Genomic DNA, 19,156 nt, shown 5'->3' with positions numbered 1-19,156 from the left:
TCTATATAAATTCCTTTGTATACCTTTTGCGCGATTTGTTCAAGCACTGCTCAGAAATGGCAAAAGGGCAAGTATGATACCTTGCCCTTTGCAAAATTGCACCTGTAACAGTCGGCTTATTCAGCAGTCGGCTCAGGCTGTTCAGTTTCAGTGTTTTGAGGACGATCTAACAAACCAAATGACATACGGTTGGTCAGGCTGCGTTCCTGTTTGGGTTCTGGAATATTGTCAGAACCTGAGTAGGTACGTGCTTCCTTACCGAAGATTCCTAGCGTTGCACGGTTGAAGAAACTGCCTTCACTGCGCGCTGAACTTAAGTTCACCGTACCATCGGCATTCACCAGATTTGGATAGTTCAGTTTCAGTACTTCGATATATTGCTGTGAAGTGGCTTTATCACCGAGCTTGTCATAGCCATAGGCAATGGTTGCCAGAGCTTCTGGCGTTTGTGGCACTTGTGGGTAGTGTTCAATTACCCATTGCGCACGCTCAACTGCCGCAAGGTAGGCTTTACGCTTGATGTTAAAACGTGCCGCATTCATTTCATGTTCAGCCAGTTCCTGACCGATAAACTTCATACGTTGTGCAGCATCAACTGCATATTCGCTTGAAGGATAACGACGAATGAAATCAACGAAGTTCTGATACGCCACTTTCAGATAGCTGACATCGCGGTGTGACTGTTTCAGTTTGGTATAGCGCAGCAGACCGTTATAGTTTTGTTCCATATTGGCTACACCACGTACATAGTAGGCATAGTCCACATTTGGATGTTGCGGGTTTAGACGGATGAAGCGTTCAGCCAATGCCACTGCACCTTCAAAATCCTTTTGCTGGAATTTGACATAGATCAGATCCAGTTGCGCCTGAGCTGCATATTGACTGGTAGGGAAATAGGTTTCCAGACCTTCAAGCTGACGTGCAGCATCACTGTATTGCTTACGATCAAGCGCTTTTTGTGCTTTTTGAATATAAACTTGTTCGCTGGTTTCAGGGCCTTTATCCACGACGTCTTTTTTTGTTGGATTACTGCTACAGCCTACCATTGCCGATGCAACGCCTAACGTAATTGCAAGCATTGTCATTTTATAATGTGGTAGCGACATAAAAATTCCTCTGTTAATACGGGCAATGAGCTACAATTGCACTATTAAACCACTTTTGTCTGAATGAGCAAATGAGTCAAGCACAATCTTCCAATTCTAATTTCCCTGAAACTGATTTTAATTTACTTGAAGATTCTGAGGATGCAGATAACCATACTTCAGACACAACTGCAACACGTTTAGCGTTGCAATTTCAAGTGGATGAAACCTATCTGGGCCAGCGTATCGATCAGGTTGCCGCGATCGTATGGAGCGATTTTTCCCGCGAAAAGCTGAAACAGTGGATCAAGGACGGTAATTTATTGGTCAATGGTCAGCCTGTAAAGCCTAAATATAAATGTGATGGTTTTGAAACACTTACATTAAATGTTGAGCTTGAAGCACAGACCCGCAGCCTTCCTGAAGATATTCCACTGGATATCATCTACGAAGATGATGACATTATTGTGGTCAATAAACCAGTTGGCATGGTAGTACATCCGGGTGCGGGCAATAGTTCTGGTACTTTGGTCAATGCCTTATTGCATCATTACCCAAAATCAGCAGAACTGGCGCGTGCCGGTCTGGTGCACCGTATCGATAAAGATACATCGGGTTTACTGGTTGTTGCGAAAAACCTTGAAGCACAGTTCTCGTTAAGTCGTCAGCTTGAGAAAAAATCGGTGTACCGTGTTTATGACCTGATTGTATATGGCAACATCATTGCGGGTGGAACTATTGACGAGCCAATCAAACGTCATCCTGTCGATCGTGTCAAAATGACCGTATTGCCGGGCGGTAAAGATGCTGTGACCCATTACAATGTGAAAGAACGCTTCCAGCACTTTACCCGTGTTCAGGCGCGTCTAGAAACTGGTCGTACCCATCAGATCCGTGTGCACTTTAGCTATATCGGTTATGGTCTGGTCGGTGATCAGGTATATATGCCGCGTGTCCGTATGCCAGCAGGTGCTTCGCAATTGCTTGAAGATACCTTACGTGGCTTTAAACGTCAGGCATTGCATGCAGCAACCTTAGGTTTGAAGCATCCACGGACCAAAGAAGAAATGATCTTTAACGCGCCGTGGCCAGAAGACTTCACCAATCTGGTTGAAGTGCTGCGTAGCGAAAACAAGGCTTATTAATTTCTTCATTTCCAGCATTTGTCATTAAAAGGGAAGAGACATGCAATTTGTACAAGGTTTGCCTCGAGGCGTTTATGTGGGGCAGACCCGTGTTCATCATGAGCAGGTACAGCCATCAGAGCAGCCAGAACTGGCAGGCTTTAACCTGGCATTGCATGTCAATGACCATCCGGCGCGTGTGCAAAAACATCGCATGCAGTTGCTAAAAGATTTCCAGCCTTTTGGTGTAGATAAAATCACCTGGATGACCCAAACCCATAGCACCATTTGTCATAACATCAATGAGCAGATGCCATTTGAGGCACTGATCGGCGATGGTCTGGTCACGCAGCGCAAAGCACATGCCTTGATGATGATGACCGCGGACTGTCTGCCTGTGGTACTGGGCAATGCAGATGGCACAGAGGTCGCCAATCTGCATGCAGGCTGGCGTGGGCTGGCAGGTGGGATTGTGGAAAATACCATTGCTGCGATGCAGACTCAGTCGACCTGGGCATGGCTCGGTGCGGCGATTAGCCAGCCCTGTTTTGAAATTGGTGTAGAAGTAAAAGAAGCATTTTGTTCTAAATATCCTGAGCTGGACAGTGCCTTTCAGGCAGGCGAACAGGCAGGCAAGCACTATGCCGATCTGTATGCGATTGCCCGTTATATCCTGAATCAACATGGTGTTCAAACTGTGCTGGGTGGTGATCAGTGCTCTTATCGTCAGGCCGATGAGTATTTCTCTTACCGCCGTGAAGCCAAGACTGGACGCATGGCAACATTCGTGTTTATGGCTTGAAAATGTTAAACTTCACTGAAACCTTTGGCTTTTAATTGTTATGTCCCTATCTTCCAAAACTCTCGCGATTGTTTATCACAGTCCTTATGGACACACTGCCAAAGTAGCCCATTATATTGAACAGGGTGCACAGCAGGCAGGCGTTCAGGTTGCTTTGATGAATGTAGAACAAGTCGACTGGGATGTGCTGGATGCCGCAGATGCCATCATCTTTGGCTGTCCGACCTATATGGGCAGTATCAGTGCTGCAATGAAGCTGTTTATGGAACAGTCTTCGAAACGCTGGCTGGCACGTGCATGGGAGGGCAAGCTGGCAGCAGCCTTTACCAATGGCGGTGGTCTCAGTGGTGACAAGCTGGCGGTATTGCAGCAGATCAATCTGTTTGCCATGCAGCATGGCATGTTGTGGGCAGGTTTACCGTTAATGCCAACAGGGCGTAGCGTGACTGATCTGAACCGTATGTCGAGCTTCCTGGGGTTAATGACCCAATCCGATAATGCACCGGTGGATGTCACGCCTCCTGAAGGTGATTTGCAAACCGCGGTATTATTCGGTGAGCACGTTGCCCAGACATTGCACCGTTTGCATTAATTGAAGATTTTGAAATAAAAAACCTCCGCATGACGGAGGTTTTTTACTTGTGCATATTTTATCTGTGCATAATGCGCGCTTTATCACGCTGCCAGTCGCGGTCTTTCTCGGTGGCACGTTTGTCATGCAGCTGTTTACCTTTTACCAAAGCAATTTCCAGCTTGGCATGAGGACCTTTCCAATAACAGGCTAAAGGCACGCATGAATAACCCTTCTGGTTAATTGCACCTAACAGCTTGTCAATTTCACGGCGATTCAATAACAACTTACGTGTACGCGTTGCTTCTGGTACCACGTGGGTAGAAGCGCTCAATAGCGGCTGAATCTGGGCACCAAACAGGAAAGCTTCACCATTTTTAAAGGTGATATAGCTCTCTACAATGGTCATACGACCAGCACGCAAGGATTTTACTTCCCAGCCTTGTAAGGAAAGTCCAGCTTCAAATTTTTCTTCAATAAAATAATCGTGACGGGCACGTTTGTTTAGCGCAATCGTTCCGCCGTTATTTTTTTTAACTACAATACTTGCTTTCGCCATAATCTGATACTTCCAAACTTGCTGCTATTGTACCGCAACTTTAATTGAGTTGAAGTTTTTAAATTGATGGAGTTTCTTCGCCAAAAAATCAAGATTTTGTTAAAATGGAAACTTACACAATAAACAGAGTACAAATGGATGACTAAAACTCGTGTAATTTATCCGGGTACCTTTGATCCGATCACCAATGGCCATATTGACCTGGTGACTCGTGCAGCAAAGATGTTCGATGAAGTTGTGGTTGCGATTGCAATCGGACATCACAAAAACCCGGTATTTAGTCTGGAAGAGCGAGTTGAGCTGGCCCAAGCGTCGTTGAGCCATTTGAACAATGTTGAATTTGTAGGATTTGACGGCCTGCTGGTGAATTTTTTCCGTGAGCAGAATGCTACAGCAGTCCTGCGCGGTCTGCGTGCAGTGTCAGATTTTGAGTATGAATTTCAGTTGGCCAACATGAATCGCCAACTTGATTCACATTTTGAAGCGGTATTTTTAACCCCTTCAGAACAGTATTCCTTTATTTCATCCACTCTGGTGCGTGAAATTGCCCGCTTGCGAGGGGATGTAACCAAGTTTGTTCCACCAAACGTGGTTGCTGCCTTCGAGCGTAAACTTCAACAAGGTTGGTAGCGTGTCTTTATATATCACCGATGAATGCATCAACTGTGATGTCTGTGAACCTGTATGCCCGAATGAGGCAATTTATATGGGGGAACTCATTTATGAGATTAACCCGGACTTATGTACAGAGTGCGTCGGACATCATGACAAACCGCAGTGCCAGTTATTCTGTCCTGTAGACTGTATCCCGCTTGATCCAAACCATGCAGAGACGCAGGAACAGCTTCAGGCCAAGTATGAAAAACTGACTGCTCAAAAAACATCAAGCAATTAGTTGCCAGATTTGATACTATGCGGCTCGAAGTGAGCCAGACGATCGCTGCTGTGGAGATCTCCGTGATTGAAGCAGGGGAGGAAAGTCCGGGCTTCATAGGGCAAGGTGCCAGGTAACGCCTGGGCGGCGCGAGCCGACGGAAAGTGCAGCAGAGAGTAGACCGCCTTCATTATGGTTCTGAGCAATCGGAATCGGAGGTAAGGGTGAAAGGGTGCGGTAAGAGCGCACCGCATGACTGGTAACAGTTCATGGCATGGTAAACCCCACCGGAAGCAAGACCAAATAGGGATCCTTTAGGCATGGCCCATGCTGGATCCGGGTAGGTCGCTTGAGCGTATGAGTGATTGTACGCCTAGAGGAATGATCGTTCTCGACAGAACCCGGCTTATCGGCTCACTTCACCAAATTTTGATCAATCAGCACAATATGGGCTTGACGTTCTAAACAGAAAAACCCATAATGCGCGCACAGTTTAAGGCTATGTAGCTCAGTTGGTTAGAGCACCGCACTCATAATGCGGGGGTCACAAGTTCAAGTCTCGTCATAGCCACCATATTCTGAAAAAACCCACTCCGATTGAGTGGGTTTTTTTATGCCCTAATTTTATTCTGATTGGTTTGAATATCAGAGATAGCAGATTTCAAAACTTGTAGGCAAATTTTAGCTGTCTGTTCTCTAGGCGTGAATTTTTCATTCATTTGTTGAAATGGGTGTATATAGTTTCTAAAGTCTCTTAATTCTTTGCTAAATCGATATGTATCTTTTTCAATTAAATTAATTGAATGAGATACTTCAATGAAATTATGAAGTGTCCATTGATCGAAGTTTTTTACTTTGCCATCTTTTTTAGGGCTACAGTTTGAAGTATTAAAAACTCTTGGATTTAAAGAAGCAATATTTAAGAATATTCCCTCTAATGTACTACCAGCTAATAACACAACGGAAAGGTATGCTTCAGCTTTAAAAGCTTTTTCAATTTCTATTATTCTACTTTTGATTACAGGCATTAAAGTTGGGATGAGATTTAACTGAGAGTAATCAAACTTAAATTCATGTTTTATAAAATTATTTTCAATATTTTCATTATCTGATTGGAATTGTTCATCAAGATTGATTTTTGTAATAGGTGTAAGGTTAATTTCAGTGTTGGTTCTAGTAATTTGATATTTGTCGAATTGTAGATATTTATTGAACTCTTTAATTAAATTATCTAGTCGATTTAAGTCTTCAATATAATTTATAGGATTAAATAAGTTTTTAATACATATATCTAATTTTGGTGTGCCATTTATTTGAGAAAGTCGTAGATCTGTGTACATCCATCTAGATGGAAAACCTTGCCCATATACATCTTGATAATCGAACATACCAAAAAAATCGATAATTTTTGGCCCTGATCGGTATTCGGTGATTTCATTGATTAAGTCACGAAGTTTTTCAAGTGTCTTAGTTGATAGATGCATATTTATTCAAAATAATGGGTTGAATTAAATATAATGTTTAGATCAAACTTTGTACATAATTAAGCAGTGATTTCACATCATCCGTCTGCAACTGTTCACGCATCTTTAAAAACTGCTTTTCATCTAAGTCATAGAGCTTAAGTGAAAGCAGTTTTTCTATATCTTCTTCAGGGAAACGATATTTAATAATTTTCGCAGGTACGCCACCGACAACAGCATAAGGTGGCACATCTTTCGTTACTACAGCACCTGTTGCCACCACAGCACCTTCGCCAAGCGTTACACCTTGCATGATCATGGCACGAGAGCCAATCCAGCAACCATCACCAATAACAGTATCACCCGCAGGCATAAAACTGCGTGTATCGAATGGAAACGCAGAAATCCAGTCGGTACGGTGTAACTGGTTGCCACCCATCATAATCACGCATTCTGCACCAAAGCAGACAAAATTACCGATATAAAGCTGGTCAATCGGTTTCTCTGGTGTGGCTGGCTTGTCATGCAGATAACGCACGACACAACGCTCAAAACCCTGATCCCAGTAAGCCGAGTAATAGCTATAATTCCCCTTGATATGAATATTCGGATTCTTCACCGTTTTTGAGATGAACTCGAACTCACACCAATGCTTTACAGGAGAATTAATTAACTTTTCAGCCATAAGGAAGATACAAAAATAAGGAATAAGAAATTATACCTAATCGGCGTCTAAACTTGCTGAATAATATCTAAAAGACATTCGCGCACGCATAAAACAATGATTAAGCTGTGGTAGATGCTGTAGGAATACGGGCAATTACTTTAATTTCAAAATCAAAACCAGCCAGCCAGGTCACGCCTACAGCCGTCCAGTTTGGGTAAGGCTTTTGATTAAACACTTGCTGCTTAACTTTCATAATACTTTCAAACTGCTGTTCAGGATCGGTATGAAAAGTGGTGACATCGACAATATCATCAAAAGTACAACCAGCTGCTGCCAATGTCGCAGCTAAATTTTCAAAAGCCCGTTCTACCTGTTTTTCGAAATTTGGTTCAGGTGAACCATCCTCACGGCTACCAACCTGACCAGAAACGAAGAGTAAATCTTGCGATTTAATTGCAGCAGAATAACCATGTTGCTCATACAGGGCATGGCGGTCTTGAGGAAATATTGCAGTTCTAGTCATGGCTATTCTCTTTAAAAAGTTACGATGAAAATTTTTTCTTAAAGCGTTTGATAGTTTCACATACGCTTCGTATGTAAACATAATTGACATACGGGGCGTATGTCAATTAAAATTTTTGCAATGCTGAAGTGGGAATAGAAATGTCTGTTCGTGAATTAAAAATGGCCGAAACCCGTAAAAAACTGATTCAAGTGGCACGCCGTGCATTTGGGGAATATGGTTATGCAGATACTTCAATGGATAAACTCACGGCAGAAGCAGGGCTGACCCGTGGAGCGCTGTATCATCATTTTGGTGATAAAAAGGGCTTATTTGCTGCGGTGGTTGATCAAATTGATTCAGAGATGGCTTTATCTGCCCAGCAATATCTGGAGCAGCCTGATGATCTATGGGATGGATTGATGCTGGAAGGGCGCACCTATATCGAACATGCATTAAATGCTGAGTTTCAACGCATTGTGCTACGCGATGGCCCGGCAGTATTGGGTGATCCAGCACATTGGCCAAGTCAGAATAAATGCCTGCAGTCAACACGTGAATGCGTAGAACAGTTACTGGCTGAAGGTCGATTAAAACCAGTCGATGCGCTTGCTACCGCGGTCTTGCTAAATGGCGCAGCCATGAATGCAGCACTGTGGGTGGCATCCAGCGATGATCCTGCACAGGTTTTACCTCAGGCTTTACAGGCATTTGAAGCATTGGCTTCTGGCTTTTTAAAATAAAACCGATAGAAATTTTCAGGATTAATAAAAAACCCCTCAAGCGAGGGGTTTTACAGCCTAAAAATATCTAAATAAAAATTAGATATATTCAACCTTGGAAATTTCGTATTCTACTTCACCTTGTGGTGTCACGATTTTCACTTCGTCGCCTTCGTTTTTACCTAAAAGGCCACGTGCGATCGGAGAGTTCACAGAGATCTTGTTGATCTTAAAGTCTGCTTCGTCATCACCCACAATTTTGTAAGTTTTTTGTTCTTCAGTGTCCAGATTTTCAATGGTCACTGTCACGCCAAATACAACACGACCGTTTTGTTCCAGCGCTTTAACATCAATCACCTGGCAAGCGCCAAGTTTACCTTCGATGTCCTGAATACGACCTTCACAGAAGCCCTGTTGTTCACGTGCAGCATGATACTCTGCATTTTCCTTTAGATCTCCATGTTCACGCGCTTCAGCAATTGCTGCTGTAATACGTGGGCGATCAACAGTTTTCAATTGATGTAATTCTTTCTCTAAGGCGATTTTGCCTTCAGGAGTCATAGGATAACGTTGCATAGTTGTCCCTCAAAATTAGGTATGTAAGTAAAATACAAAGTGTATAAATGAAAAAAAGCCCGCCACCGAGAAGGTGGCGGGACTTCTCAGTAACGAATTAACCTACTGTTAAATCTTGCAAACGATATACATCCATCGGCAATTTAATCGCTAAAGCTTGGCATACTGCATCCGCACCATTCAAGGTAGTTGTGTTATACACTTTACCTTGAAGCGCTGAACGACGGATCGAGAATGAATCCTCTTGCGCTTTTTTACCTTCAGTCGTGTTAATCACAAGGTGGATTTCGCCGTTTTTAATACGGTCCACGATGTTTGGACGACCTTCAGCTACTTTGTTCACGCGTTCACATTCCAGACCAGCTTCGCTAATGACCTTAAATGTACCATCAGTTGCTAGAATCTTGAAGCCTAGGTCGATCAATTGTTTTGCAATACCTGCTGCACGAGCTTTATCTGAGTCACGTACAGAGATGAATGCGCGTTTCACTTCACCTTCTGTTGGTAGACCAGGTAAACGCTCATTCGCACCAAGTACAGCTTTGTAGAATGCTTCACCGAATGTTTTACCAACACCCATTACTTCGCCTGTTGATTTCATTTCAGGGCCAAGGATTGGGTCAACACCAGGGAATTTGTTGAATGGGAACACTGCTTCTTTTACAGAGAAGTGTTCAGGAATAATCTCTGAAGTGAAGCCTTGCGACTCAAGAGATTGACCTGCCATACAACGTGCAGCCACTTTCGCTAAAGATTCACCGATACACTTAGAAACGAACGGTACAGTACGTGATGCACGCGGGTTCACTTCCAGGATGTAAACGTCAGTACCTTTCACAGCAAACTGTACGTTCATCAAACCGATTACGCCAAGCTCTTTTGCCATTGCGATGGTTTGACGACGCATTTCGTCCTGTACTTCTTGAGATAGAGAGTACGGAGGAATCGAACATGCTGAGTCACCTGAGTGAATACCCGCTTGTTCAATGTGCTGCATGATACCGCCGATCACAACGTCTTTACCGTCAGATACGCAGTCTACGTCAACCTCGATTGCGTCATCTAGGAAGCGGTCAAGAAGAACTGGTGCTTCGTTAGATGCTTGAACTGCATCACGTAAGTAGCGTTTTAATTCTTCGTCGTTGTAAACGATTTCCATCGCACGACCACCAAGTACGTAAGATGGACGTACCACAAGTGGGTAGCCAACTTTCGCAGCTTCAGACATGCCTTCTTCAGCAGATTTAACGATGCTGTTGTTTGGCTGACGAAGTTGTAAACGTTGAATCATTTGCTGGAAACGTTCTCGGTCTTCTGCACGGTCAATCGCGTCTGGAGATGTACCAATGATTGGCGCACCAGCTTCTTCTAAAGCACGTGCCAGTTTCAATGGAGTTTGACCACCGTACTGAACGATAATGCCTTTAGGCTTCTCGATACGCACGATTTCAAGCACATCTTCCAAAGTGATTGGTTCGAAGTACAAACGATCTGATGTGTCGTAGTCGGTAGAAACAGTTTCAGGGTTACAGTTCACCATGATAGTTTCATAGCCGTCTTCACGCATTGCAAGGGCAGCGTGTACACAGCAGTAATCGAATTCGATACCTTGACCAATACGGTTAGGACCACCACCGATCACCATGATCTTGTCTTTAGCAGACGGGTTCGCTTCACACTCTTCATCGTAAGTTGAGTACATGTATGCTGTATCAGATTCGAATTCTGCAGCACATGTATCCACACGTTTATAAACTGGAGTTACGCCCAGATTCCAACGGTGTTTACGGAATTGCTTTTGTGAAATACCCATCAAGTTCGCAATGCGAAGATCTGATAAACCTTTACGTTTGAATGCACGGATGTTGTCCGCATTCAAGTCACCAAAACCTAAAGTTTTGATTTGGTTTTCAGTTTTGATGATGTCTTCGATTTGGATCAAGAACCAACGGTCAATGTTTGTCGCAGCGAATACTTCGTCTAGTGTGAAACCGTGACGGAATGCATCGCCCACGTACCAAATACGCTCTGGACCTGGAACTTTAAGCTCTTGTAAGATTTTCTCACGTGCGCCTTCAGTACCCACTTCGATTTTTTCGTCAAAACCACAAGCGCCCACTTCAAGACCACGAAGGGCTTTTTGCATAGACTCTTGGAAGTTACGACCAATTGCCATTACTTCACCCACAGATTTCATCTGTGTAGTTAAAGTTGCGTCAGCTTGTGGGAATTTCTCGAAGTTGAAACGAGGAATCTTGGTAACTACATAGTCAATTGCAGGTTCGAATGATGCAGGAGTCGTACCGCCAGTGATGTCGTTTTTCAACTCATCAAGCGTGTAACCTACAGCCAATTTCGCCGCAATTTTCGCAATTGGGAAACCAGTTGCTTTAGATGCAAGGGCAGAAGAACGAGAAACACGTGGGTTCATCTCGATCACGACCATACGACCAGTTTTCGGGCAAATACCGAACTGAACGTTAGAACCACCCGTTTCTACACCAATTTCACGAAGTACAGCTAAAGATGCATTACGAAGTAACTGGAATTCTTTGTCTGTAAGCGTTTGAGCAGGCGCAACAGTGATTGAGTCACCTGTGTGCACGCCCATTGGGTCGAAGTTTTCAATAGTACATACAATGATACAGTTGTCGTTTTTGTCACGAACAACTTCCATCTCGTATTCTTTCCAACCAATTAAAGATTCATCGATCAATAATTGTTTGGTTGGAGAAAGATCGAAACCGCGTTCACAGATTTCAATGAATTCTTCTTTGTTGTAAGCGATACCACCGCCTGAACCACCCATGGTGAATGAAGGGCGGATAATTACAGGGAAGCCAAAGCGTGCTTGAATTTCTAAAGCTTCTTCCATTGACTCGGCAATGTCAGCTTTTGGACATTCAAGACCAATTTTACGCATTGCTTCGTCAAACAGTTTACGGTCTTCAGCTTTTTCAATCGCTTCTTTAGTCGCACCGATCAGTTCAACATTGTATTTTTCTAAAATGCCGTGCTCATCAAGGGCAAGGGCACAGTTCAATGCAGTTTGACCACCCATTGTAGGAAGAACTGCGTCTGGACGTTCTTTCTCAATGATTGCTGCAACAGTCTGCCAAGTAATCGGTTCGATATACGTTGCATCTGCCATTGCAGGGTCAGTCATAATGGTTGCCGGGTTAGAGTTGACCAAAATAACACGGTAGCCTTCTTCACGAAGCGCTTTACACGCTTGCGCGCCTGAATAGTCAAACTCACACGCCTGACCAATCACAATAGGACCAGCACCGATAATTAAGATGCTTTTAATGTCTGTACGTTTAGCCATGATGCTTCCTTAATTACTTCTTAGATGCTTCGATAAGTTCGATGAAATGATCGAACAATGGTGCGCAGTCATGTGGACCAGGGCTTGCTTCAGGGTGACCCTGGAAGCTGAATGCAGGTTTGTCTGTGCGATGGATACCCTGGTTGGTACCATCAAACAGTGAACGATGAGTCACACGCAATGCCGCAGGCAAGGTGCTTTCATCCACTGCGAAGCCGTGGTTTTGAGAAGTAATCATCACTGTACCAGTTTCAATGTTCTGTACAGGATGGTTGGCACCGTGGTGACCATGAGGCATTTTCACAGTCTTAGCACCGCTTGCAAGCGCAAGAATCTGGTGACCCAGGCAAATACCAAATACTGGTACGTTGCGGGCATCTTCTACAATTGTTTTTACAGCTTCAATTGCGTAGTCACATGCAGCTGGATCGCCAGGGCCGTTCGATAAGAATACGCCATCTGGATTCAGTGCAAGTACGTCAGCAGCAGGAGTTTGCGCAGGTACCACAGTCAATTTACAACCGCGGTCTGCAAGCATACGTAGGATGTTGGTTTTGACACCGTAATCGTATGCAACAACATGGAATTTAAATTCTGGTTGAGCGAAGCCTTTACCTAAAGTCCATGAACCTTCAGTCCATTCAAAACCTTCAGGATCACAGCATTCTTTTGCAAGGTCTAAACCATTCAGACCACCGAATGCACGTGCTTTTTCAAGTGCTTCTTCTTCAGTGATGTTTTCGCCTGCAAGGATACAACCGTTTTGTGCACCTTTATCACGCAAAATTCGAGTGAGTCGTCGCGTGTCGATGTCAGCAATAGCCACTACATTGTGCTGTTCTAGATATTCACCTAGTGATTGTTCAGCACGGAAGTTACTGTGTAATAAAGGAAGGTCACGGATAATTAAACCGTTTGCCCATACTTTATGAATACGACCTGATTCTGCGTCTTCTTCGTTGCAACCCGTATTACCGATATGTGGGTAAGTTAAAGTTACAAGCTGCTGTGCATAACTTGGATCAGTCAAAATTTCTTGATAGCCAGTCATGGCAGTGTTGAAAACGACTTCACCAGTCGTACAACCCGATGCGCCAATCGAAGTACCTTTAAAGATAGTTCCGTCGGCAAGGGCTAAAATTGCTGGGGTGCTCAAACCAAAGCTCCTGAAATTTAGGCTGTAAAAAAGCGAGTAGACGAAAAAAAAGGAAGGTTAATTTTTAAACCTACCCTCCTATGTCTGCTCGCTTGAACTTAACACGGCATTATACGCAGTAACACCTGCTAAGTCCAATAGCTTTGCTGCAAAAGTATGAGATAAATGGCTTGCTTTTTGCTTGAAAGTCTGTTTCATGATCAATGTTGAAAAATGTAACCATTTAATAATTGTCAGACAAATCAAGTCTTAAATTTTATCGAATTTACTAATATGAAATCGTCAAAACATAACTAAAGGCAAAAGACATGGCTACCACAACTAAAACTACAACATCTAAAAAAAATCTGAATGTCGTTGTCACTGAATCTGCCGAGCAGCTTGAAAAAGCAGCAATAGAGGCGAAAGAGCAGGCAGTGGAAACGCTTGGCGAAAGCAAAGAAAATATTGAAGCTGAAGTAAAAAAACTCAGCAATACTGTGACTGATCAGCTGACCCAGTTTAAGCAGGATTTGCTACAGCGCATTGACACCCTGAAAGAGCAGTTATTTGGTTCACAAAAAGAGTTGAATGAACTGACCAGCTTTATAAAAACCGAATTTAATGCGGTGATTGATGATCTATCGAAACTTGGTAAAGAATTAAAAGAAGATGTTACCCAGATTTCGACCAAGCATAAGGATCATCTGGCAGATACCCTAAAACGCTCTAAAGACAGTACGATTGAAGTTTTGAAAAAAGTTAAACCCGTCGTTGTAAAAGGAGAAAACGAAGAAAAAGAAACTGATCTAAAAAGTTAAATAAGCAACAAAACAAAAAAAAGCAGCCAATGGGGAACAGATCAGTTCTCCTTTTGCGTTGGGCGCAACACTGACTCATAAAACAAAAATAGGGGGTCATGATGTAACATCATCTTATTGCGGCAATATTGCTAATCGCCTTGATCATGGTTCTGAATCTTGAGACCTGGAAAAGCCGTCTAGCCTATCTTGCTATGGTAATACTGAGTTTAAGTTATCTCAGTGTTTTACAGGCCGCAATTTCCATTATTACGATTACTATGATTCTGATCTTTTATGCTGCTGTGACAGCAGTACAGAGAAATGCAAAACTACATCACTAATCCATTTACCCTTAATTAAGGCAAAATAAAAACGTGAGACCGATGGGCCTCACGTTTTTTATATTTTCGTTACCTGTATGTTACAGGATAGGATTTAAATCCTAGAACACATGCAACCAGTCACGCTTGTTATGGAAGTCTGCCTCTGGACTACTGTGATGCATGGCATAGTATTGATCGCCTTGAGAAGTTTTCAATACAGCAGACAGACCAAGGAACAGATCAGCCCATTTTAGCTTGTTCAGTGCCATGAAATCGGTTAGATCCAGACTGACGTTAAGTCCATAATGGGTTCGCTTGAGCTGGTTCAGGTCGATATCATAAGCCGCTTGAGGAGGCATTTCTTCCGGATAACGGTATTCTTCAAACTGATAGGCCTGCCAGGCCTGAGAAGGAGAGAGATTAATCTCGCGATAAAAATCTTCGTCCTTTACCCCAATAAAAATTTCAAAACACGTCTGTTCCCAGAGGAAATCCTGACGGGGGTGTGCTGCGACCAGTTCAGGCCAAAGCACATACTGGTTCGGATCGCGGAGCCAAAAACCCACATTCAATGTAGATGGGCCTTGTTGTTCAATCGCGCCAACCAGCGAGATCGCCTGAAAACGACGATCAAATGCATTCAGTTCGTAACTAGCCATAGATCCTGAACTTAGTTAGACAAGTGCGCAAAGCGAACAAGGTTAGACAGTTTTTGGTTCTGTTTCGGCGCTTTCTTGTAAAGCAACGCAATTTTACCAATGGTTTGTACGATTTCAGCACCTGTTGCTTCAACGATTTCAGTAATGAGAACAGCACGTGCTTCACGATCTTCAGCCACAACTTTCACTTTAATCAGTTCGTGGTCGTTCAGCGCACGCTCAAGTTCTTCGATCACGTTTTCAGTCAGGCCTTTGTCACCAAGCATTACCACTGGGTTTAATGCATGTCCGATTTGACGTAAACGTTTACGTTCCTGAATAGATAAAGACGCCATGAGAGATAACCTGATTTTTAAAACGGCTTAGTATAGCAAAAGCAAAAAACAAACGCTTTAAATTCTCAGGAAATAATCGGCGCCATCACATAAAAAATCCAACCAACTGACTTAGATTTAGATACAGATCAATACTGCAAATCATGTGTTTTTCACGTACAATTAATAATTGGAAGTTTTTTTTATTTAGAGAGTTATGGCAACACGCATTACCAACCAGAAGTTATCCAAAAGTAGTCGTGCGTGGATGAGAGAGCATCTCGATGACTTTTATGTGAAGAAAGCGCAAAAAGAAGGTTATCGGGCACGTGCTGCATATAAACTTCTTGAGATTCAGGAAAAATACGGCATCATCAAGCCAGGCATGACGGTTGTCGATCTGGGGGCAGCACCAGGAAGCTGGTCGCAAATCGCCGGTAAACTGGTCGGTTCCAAAGGTCTGGTGATCGCATCGGATATCCTGGAAATGGATGCACTGCCAGATGTGACCTTCCTGCAAGGTGACTTCCGTGAGCAGGAAGTGTTCGATAAATTGTTAAATATTTTAGATGGACGTACGGTAGACGTTGTAATTTCCGATATGGCCCCCAATACATCAGGTAATAAGGCTGTAGATCAACCGCGTCAGATCTATCTCTGTGAACTGGCCCTCGACTTTGCCAATAAGGTTTTAGGTCCTAAAGGTCAGTTTATTGTTAAAGTCTTCCAGGGCACTGGCTTTGATGAATTCCGTAAGGAAGTGGTCAATAGTTTTGATGTTCTGAAAACCGTAAAACCAGCTGCATCGCGTGCTCGCTCGAAAGAAGTCTTTCTGGTGGGGCAGGGGCGCAAGAAGGCTTCGAAATAAAGTCTACTTGCCAACACGCTAAAAATTGTGCATTTTGTACGTTTTTAATAATTGCAAGTTGAACAAACTTGGAAATTAAGGTCACCCGCGAGGGCATGATCAAATTAGATTGGAAATGGGAATAAAGCTTTGAGCGATCTTTTTAAGAATGCCGTATTGTGGCTCGTGATACTGGGTGTGCTGGTGCTCATCTTCAGCAACGTCAGTGATCGCAATCAGCCGACAACAATGAACTATTCAGAGTTCGTTGCAGCGGTGAATGACGGCCAGATTAAGCAAGTGACAATAGATGGCGAAAGAATTCGTGGTGAGAAATCAAATGGTTCCGAGTTTGAAAGTATTCGCCCGGCAGTTCAGGATCCTGAACTGATGCCAAATCTCATCAAGAACAACGTGGTTGTTGAAGGTACTGCACCACAACGCCAAGGCTTGTTGATGCAGTTGCTTATCGCAAGTTTCCCTGTGCTCTTAATCATTTTGTTATTCATGTTCTTTATGCGCAACATGGGTGGCGGTGCAGGCGGCAAGAATGGCCCGATGAGCTTCGGTAAGTCGAAGGCAAAAATGCTGTCTGAAGACCAGATTAAAGTGACTTTTACTGACGTTGCGGGTTGTGATGAAGCAAAACAGGAAGTGGTCGAAATTGTTGACTTCCTGAAAGATCCAGCAAAATTCAAACGTCTGGGTGCGACTATTCCTAAGGGTGTCCTGATGGTGGGCCCTCCAGGTACAGGTAAAACCCTGCTTGCAAAAGCGATTGCAGGTGAAGCAAAAGTCCCATTCTTCAGTATTTCCGGTTCTGACTTCGTAGAAATGTTCGTGGGTGTCGGTGCATCTCGTGTACGTGACATGTTTGAACAGGCGAAACGCCATGCACCATGTATCATCTTCATCGATGAGATTGATGCTGTTGGTCGTCACCGTGGTTCAGGTACTGGTGGTGGTCATGATGAGCGTGAGCAGACACTGAACCAGATGCTGGTAGAAATGGACGGTTTCGAAGGCAATGAAGGCATTATCGTGATCGCGGCAACTAACCGTGCCGATGTACTGGATAAAGCTTTACTTCGTCCAGGCCGTTTTGACCGTCAAGTCATGGTGGGCTTGCCAGACATCAAAGGTCGTGAACAAATCTTGAATGTTCACTTGAAGAAACTGCCTTCTACAACGGGCGTAGATATTAAAGTCCTGGCTCGTGGTACACCTGGTTTCTCTGGTGCCCAGTTGGCGAACCTTGTAAACGAAGCAGCATTATTTGCAGCACGTCGTAACAAGAATACTGTCGATATGCACGACTTTGAAGATGCGAAAGACAAGCTGTACATGGGTCCTGAACGTAAATCGATGGTGCTTCGTGAAGAAGAGCGTCGTGCAACGGCTTACCATGAAGCGGGTCATGCGATTGTTGCTGAAATGCTGCCAGGTACAGACCCTGTGCATAAGGTAACCATCATGCCGCGTGGTTGGGCATTGGGTGTAACATGGCAGTTGCCTGAACACGACCAAACCAGTCATTACAAAGACAAGATGTTGAATGATCTTTCTATCTTGTTTGGGGGCCGTATTGCTGAAGAAGTCTTCATTAACCAGATGTCGACAGGTGCTTCAAACGACTTTGAACGTGCAACCAAACTTGCGCGTGCGATGGTGACCAAATACGGTATGTCTGACAAATTGGGTGTCATGGTCTATGAAGAGGACTCTCAACAGTCATTCATGGGCAGCATCGGTAGCCGTAGTATTTCAGAAGCAACGCAGCAACAAGTCGATGCTGAAGTTCGTCGTATTATTGATGAGCAATACCGTGTTGCACGCGATATCCTTGAAAATAACAAAGATATTGCCCATGCAATGGTGAAAGCATTACTTGAGTGGGAAACCATTGATCGCGAACAAATTCGTGACATCATGGAAGGTCGTGAGCCTAAGCCACCAAAGGTATATGTTGCTGAAAATCCTGTGATTGATGTAACACCGAAGGATGGTCCATTGACTCCTCCGCCATTACCAGCGAACTAAACTGAAAATATAAAAAAACCACCTTCGGGTGGTTTTTTTATATCCATAATTTGGATTGTTTTAGCTGAATGTTATATTGAACTAATAAAAGCCAATGAGCAAATATAAAAATGAAGCTGCCAGTTTTAGAATCCAGTATTTATCAGCTACGTTTAGAGCCGCTGACTTGGGAACATTTTGCAGATTTAGAAGCAGCTTGTGCTGAAGGAAACCTAGGTGATGTGCTTTATAATTCTGTACCTTACTTGAGCAAGTTAAAACAATATGTACAGCTGGCTTTTGATCAACAGGCGCAGGGCACCAGGATGGCTTTTGCTGTGATCGATTTAATATCTGGCCGAACAATTGGCACCACCAGTTATCATGATATCAAACCTGAAATTCCACGCTTTTATATTGGCTATACCTGGTATGCACAGCGCTATCAGCGTACTTATGTGAATCGGGTCTGTAAATATCTCTTATTGAGTCATGCTTTTGAGCAGCTTAATGCTCAGGTCGTGGGCTTCCGCACTGATCATCTGAATCTAACAAGTCAAAAAGCCATAGAAGCTCTAGGAGCGAAACGGGATGGCGTCATTCGATGTCATATGCTGCGTAAGGATGGTCAGACAGTTCGGGATAGTTATATCTACAGTATTTTGGAAAGTGAATGGGCGGATGTGAAATTGCAACTACAATCCCGACTGATGCAATACTCCAATAAACAGCAGTTTGAAATCTAGTTCTGAATCGATTCAGCTTTGCTTTATAGTGCTATCC

General features: G+C 43.5%; 20 protein-coding genes, 1 tRNA gene and 1 other RNA gene. 12 read left to right on the top strand and 10 right to left on the bottom strand.

What is annotated here, in order from left to right; genetic code table 11:
- Window positions 1-116: 116 nt before the first annotated feature.
- On the bottom strand, window positions 117-1,106 hold the full coding sequence (locus IHE35_RS10480) for an outer membrane protein assembly factor BamD (protein ID WP_242787318.1): 990 nt from the start codon (window positions 1,104-1,106) through the stop codon (window positions 117-119).
- Window positions 1,107-1,177: 71 nt separating this feature from the next.
- Between IHE35_RS10480 and rluD the strand changes: the two genes are divergently transcribed.
- From rluD to IHE35_RS10465, 3 genes are read left to right on the top strand one after another with little or no spacing between them, the layout of a single operon-like run.
- Entirely contained in the window at window positions 1,178-2,230 is a 1,053-nt protein-coding gene (gene rluD, locus IHE35_RS10475) for a 23S rRNA pseudouridine(1911/1915/1917) synthase RluD (RefSeq protein ID WP_242787317.1), read from the top strand.
- A gap of 40 nt (window positions 2,231-2,270) precedes the next feature.
- Complete coding sequence (pgeF, locus tag IHE35_RS10470) at window positions 2,271-3,011, top strand: peptidoglycan editing factor PgeF (RefSeq protein WP_242787316.1); 741 nt, start codon at window positions 2,271-2,273, stop codon at window positions 3,009-3,011.
- 40 nt (window positions 3,012-3,051) lie between these two features.
- Window positions 3,052-3,603, top strand: coding sequence for a flavodoxin family protein (locus tag IHE35_RS10465; RefSeq protein ID WP_242787315.1), 552 nt, complete (start codon window positions 3,052-3,054; stop codon window positions 3,601-3,603).
- 58 nt (window positions 3,604-3,661) lie between these two features.
- Here IHE35_RS10465 and smpB read toward each other — a convergent pair whose 3' ends face one another.
- A complete protein-coding gene (smpB, locus tag IHE35_RS10460) occupies window positions 3,662-4,141 on the bottom strand; it encodes an SsrA-binding protein SmpB (protein WP_242787314.1) in 480 nt (159 codons plus the stop codon).
- Between the two features lie 138 nt (window positions 4,142-4,279).
- On the opposite strand from smpB, the gene coaD reads away from it, so the two are divergent.
- From coaD to IHE35_RS10440, 4 genes are all read left to right on the top strand, one after another.
- Window positions 4,280-4,771: a pantetheine-phosphate adenylyltransferase gene (gene coaD, locus IHE35_RS10455; RefSeq protein WP_004814921.1), complete on the top strand. Its 492-nt coding sequence runs from the start codon at window positions 4,280-4,282 to the stop codon at window positions 4,769-4,771.
- A 1-nt stretch (window position 4,772) separates the two neighbouring features.
- Window positions 4,773-5,036, top strand: coding sequence for a YfhL family 4Fe-4S dicluster ferredoxin (locus IHE35_RS10450; protein WP_034434081.1), 264 nt, complete (start codon window positions 4,773-4,775; stop codon window positions 5,034-5,036).
- 26 nt (window positions 5,037-5,062) lie between these two features.
- Window positions 5,063-5,440: RNase P RNA component class A (rnpB, locus tag IHE35_RS10445), an RNA gene on the top strand.
- A gap of 72 nt (window positions 5,441-5,512) precedes the next feature.
- Window positions 5,513-5,589, top strand: a tRNA-Met gene (locus IHE35_RS10440).
- Between the two features lie 37 nt (window positions 5,590-5,626).
- Here IHE35_RS10440 and IHE35_RS10435 read toward each other — a convergent pair.
- From IHE35_RS10435 to IHE35_RS10425, 3 genes are all read right to left on the bottom strand, one after another.
- A complete protein-coding gene (locus IHE35_RS10435) occupies window positions 5,627-6,499 on the bottom strand; it encodes a hypothetical protein (protein ID WP_242787313.1) in 873 nt (290 codons plus the stop codon).
- Window positions 6,500-6,536: 37 nt separating this feature from the next.
- Complete coding sequence (locus tag IHE35_RS10430; RefSeq protein ID WP_242787312.1) at window positions 6,537-7,163, bottom strand: CatB-related O-acetyltransferase; 627 nt, start codon at window positions 7,161-7,163, stop codon at window positions 6,537-6,539.
- 100 nt (window positions 7,164-7,263) lie between these two features.
- On the bottom strand, window positions 7,264-7,668 hold the full coding sequence (locus IHE35_RS10425) for a RidA family protein (RefSeq protein ID WP_242787311.1): 405 nt from the start codon (window positions 7,666-7,668) through the stop codon (window positions 7,264-7,266).
- A gap of 140 nt (window positions 7,669-7,808) precedes the next feature.
- Here IHE35_RS10425 and IHE35_RS10420 point away from each other — a divergent pair, with 140 nt between their 5' ends.
- On the top strand, window positions 7,809-8,390 hold the full coding sequence (locus tag IHE35_RS10420) for a TetR/AcrR family transcriptional regulator (protein ID WP_242787310.1): 582 nt from the start codon (window positions 7,809-7,811) through the stop codon (window positions 8,388-8,390).
- A 78-nt stretch (window positions 8,391-8,468) separates the two neighbouring features.
- Here IHE35_RS10420 and greA read toward each other — a convergent pair whose 3' ends face one another.
- The 3 genes from greA to carA all read right to left on the bottom strand — a co-directional run bounded on the left by greA (window position 8,469) and on the right by carA (window position 13,429).
- Window positions 8,469-8,945 carry a transcription elongation factor GreA gene (gene greA / locus IHE35_RS10415; RefSeq protein ID WP_242787309.1) on the bottom strand — a complete coding sequence of 159 codons (477 nt, stop codon included), beginning with the start codon at window positions 8,943-8,945 and terminating at the stop codon, window positions 8,469-8,471.
- Window positions 8,946-9,042: 97 nt separating this feature from the next.
- Window positions 9,043-12,273 carry a carbamoyl-phosphate synthase large subunit gene (carB, locus tag IHE35_RS10410; protein ID WP_242787308.1) on the bottom strand — a complete coding sequence of 1,077 codons (3,231 nt, stop codon included), beginning with the start codon at window positions 12,271-12,273 and terminating at the stop codon, window positions 9,043-9,045.
- 13 nt (window positions 12,274-12,286) lie between these two features.
- Window positions 12,287-13,429, bottom strand: coding sequence for a glutamine-hydrolyzing carbamoyl-phosphate synthase small subunit (carA, locus tag IHE35_RS10405; protein WP_242787307.1), 1,143 nt, complete (start codon window positions 13,427-13,429; stop codon window positions 12,287-12,289).
- A 308-nt stretch (window positions 13,430-13,737) separates the two neighbouring features.
- On the opposite strand from carA, the gene IHE35_RS10400 reads away from it, so the two are divergent.
- On the top strand, window positions 13,738-14,229 hold the full coding sequence (locus IHE35_RS10400; protein WP_242787306.1) for a hypothetical protein: 492 nt from the start codon (window positions 13,738-13,740) through the stop codon (window positions 14,227-14,229).
- 424 nt (window positions 14,230-14,653) lie between these two features.
- On the opposite strand, the gene IHE35_RS10395 is transcribed toward IHE35_RS10400, so the two are convergent.
- Entirely contained in the window at window positions 14,654-15,193 is a 540-nt protein-coding gene (locus tag IHE35_RS10395; RefSeq protein WP_242787305.1) for a DOMON-like domain-containing protein, read from the bottom strand.
- Window positions 15,194-15,204: 11 nt separating this feature from the next.
- Window positions 15,205-15,528, bottom strand: a complete 324-nt coding sequence (yhbY, locus tag IHE35_RS10390) for a ribosome assembly RNA-binding protein YhbY (RefSeq protein ID WP_004814942.1) — start codon at window positions 15,526-15,528, stop codon at window positions 15,205-15,207.
- A 196-nt stretch (window positions 15,529-15,724) separates the two neighbouring features.
- Here yhbY and rlmE point away from each other — a divergent pair, with 196 nt between their 5' ends.
- From rlmE to IHE35_RS10375, 3 genes are all read left to right on the top strand, one after another.
- Window positions 15,725-16,375, top strand: coding sequence for a 23S rRNA (uridine(2552)-2'-O)-methyltransferase RlmE (rlmE, locus tag IHE35_RS10385; RefSeq protein WP_048882412.1), 651 nt, complete (start codon window positions 15,725-15,727; stop codon window positions 16,373-16,375).
- A gap of 129 nt (window positions 16,376-16,504) precedes the next feature.
- Window positions 16,505-18,394, top strand: coding sequence for an ATP-dependent zinc metalloprotease FtsH (gene ftsH, locus IHE35_RS10380; RefSeq protein ID WP_242787304.1), 1,890 nt, complete (start codon window positions 16,505-16,507; stop codon window positions 18,392-18,394).
- A 110-nt stretch (window positions 18,395-18,504) separates the two neighbouring features.
- Window positions 18,505-19,119, top strand: a complete 615-nt coding sequence (locus IHE35_RS10375; protein WP_242787303.1) for a GNAT family protein — start codon at window positions 18,505-18,507, stop codon at window positions 19,117-19,119.
- The last annotated feature ends 37 nt before the right edge of the window (window positions 19,120-19,156 follow it).

It is taken from the genome of Acinetobacter sp. ASP199 (assembly GCF_022700675.1).
Classification (GTDB): domain Bacteria; phylum Pseudomonadota; class Gammaproteobacteria; order Pseudomonadales; family Moraxellaceae; genus Acinetobacter.
The sequence above is the reverse complement of the archived record's forward strand: the minus strand, read 5'-3'. Positions and strand labels throughout refer to the sequence as shown.

Bases quoted from the DNA above. Each gene is read 5' to 3' on its own strand.
- IHE35_RS10480 (WP_242787318.1), bottom strand. From the start codon at position 1,106: ATGTCGCTACCACATTATAAAATGACAATGCTTGCAATTACGTTAGGC.
- rluD (WP_242787317.1), top strand. From the start codon at position 1,178: ATGAGTCAAGCACAATCTTCCAATTCTAATTTCCCTGAAACTGATTTT.
- pgeF (WP_242787316.1), top strand. From the start codon at position 2,271: ATGCAATTTGTACAAGGTTTGCCTCGAGGCGTTTATGTGGGGCAGACC.
- IHE35_RS10465 (WP_242787315.1), top strand. From the start codon at position 3,052: ATGTCCCTATCTTCCAAAACTCTCGCGATTGTTTATCACAGTCCTTAT.
- smpB (WP_242787314.1), bottom strand. From the start codon at position 4,141: ATGGCGAAAGCAAGTATTGTAGTTAAAAAAAATAACGGCGGAACGATT.
- coaD (WP_004814921.1), top strand. From the start codon at position 4,280: ATGACTAAAACTCGTGTAATTTATCCGGGTACCTTTGATCCGATCACC.
- IHE35_RS10435 (WP_242787313.1), bottom strand. From the start codon at position 6,499: ATGCATCTATCAACTAAGACACTTGAAAAACTTCGTGACTTAATCAAT.
- IHE35_RS10430 (WP_242787312.1), bottom strand. From the start codon at position 7,163: ATGGCTGAAAAGTTAATTAATTCTCCTGTAAAGCATTGGTGTGAGTTC.
- IHE35_RS10425 (WP_242787311.1), bottom strand. From the start codon at position 7,668: ATGACTAGAACTGCAATATTTCCTCAAGACCGCCATGCCCTGTATGAG.
- IHE35_RS10420 (WP_242787310.1), top strand. From the start codon at position 7,809: ATGTCTGTTCGTGAATTAAAAATGGCCGAAACCCGTAAAAAACTGATT.
- greA (WP_242787309.1), bottom strand. From the start codon at position 8,945: ATGCAACGTTATCCTATGACTCCTGAAGGCAAAATCGCCTTAGAGAAA.
- carB (WP_242787308.1), bottom strand. From the start codon at position 12,273: ATGGCTAAACGTACAGACATTAAAAGCATCTTAATTATCGGTGCTGGT.
- IHE35_RS10400 (WP_242787306.1), top strand. From the start codon at position 13,738: ATGGCTACCACAACTAAAACTACAACATCTAAAAAAAATCTGAATGTC.
- IHE35_RS10395 (WP_242787305.1), bottom strand. From the start codon at position 15,193: ATGGCTAGTTACGAACTGAATGCATTTGATCGTCGTTTTCAGGCGATC.
- yhbY (WP_004814942.1), bottom strand. From the start codon at position 15,528: ATGGCGTCTTTATCTATTCAGGAACGTAAACGTTTACGTCAAATCGGA.
- rlmE (WP_048882412.1), top strand. From the start codon at position 15,725: ATGGCAACACGCATTACCAACCAGAAGTTATCCAAAAGTAGTCGTGCG.
- IHE35_RS10375 (WP_242787303.1), top strand. From the start codon at position 18,505: ATGAAGCTGCCAGTTTTAGAATCCAGTATTTATCAGCTACGTTTAGAG.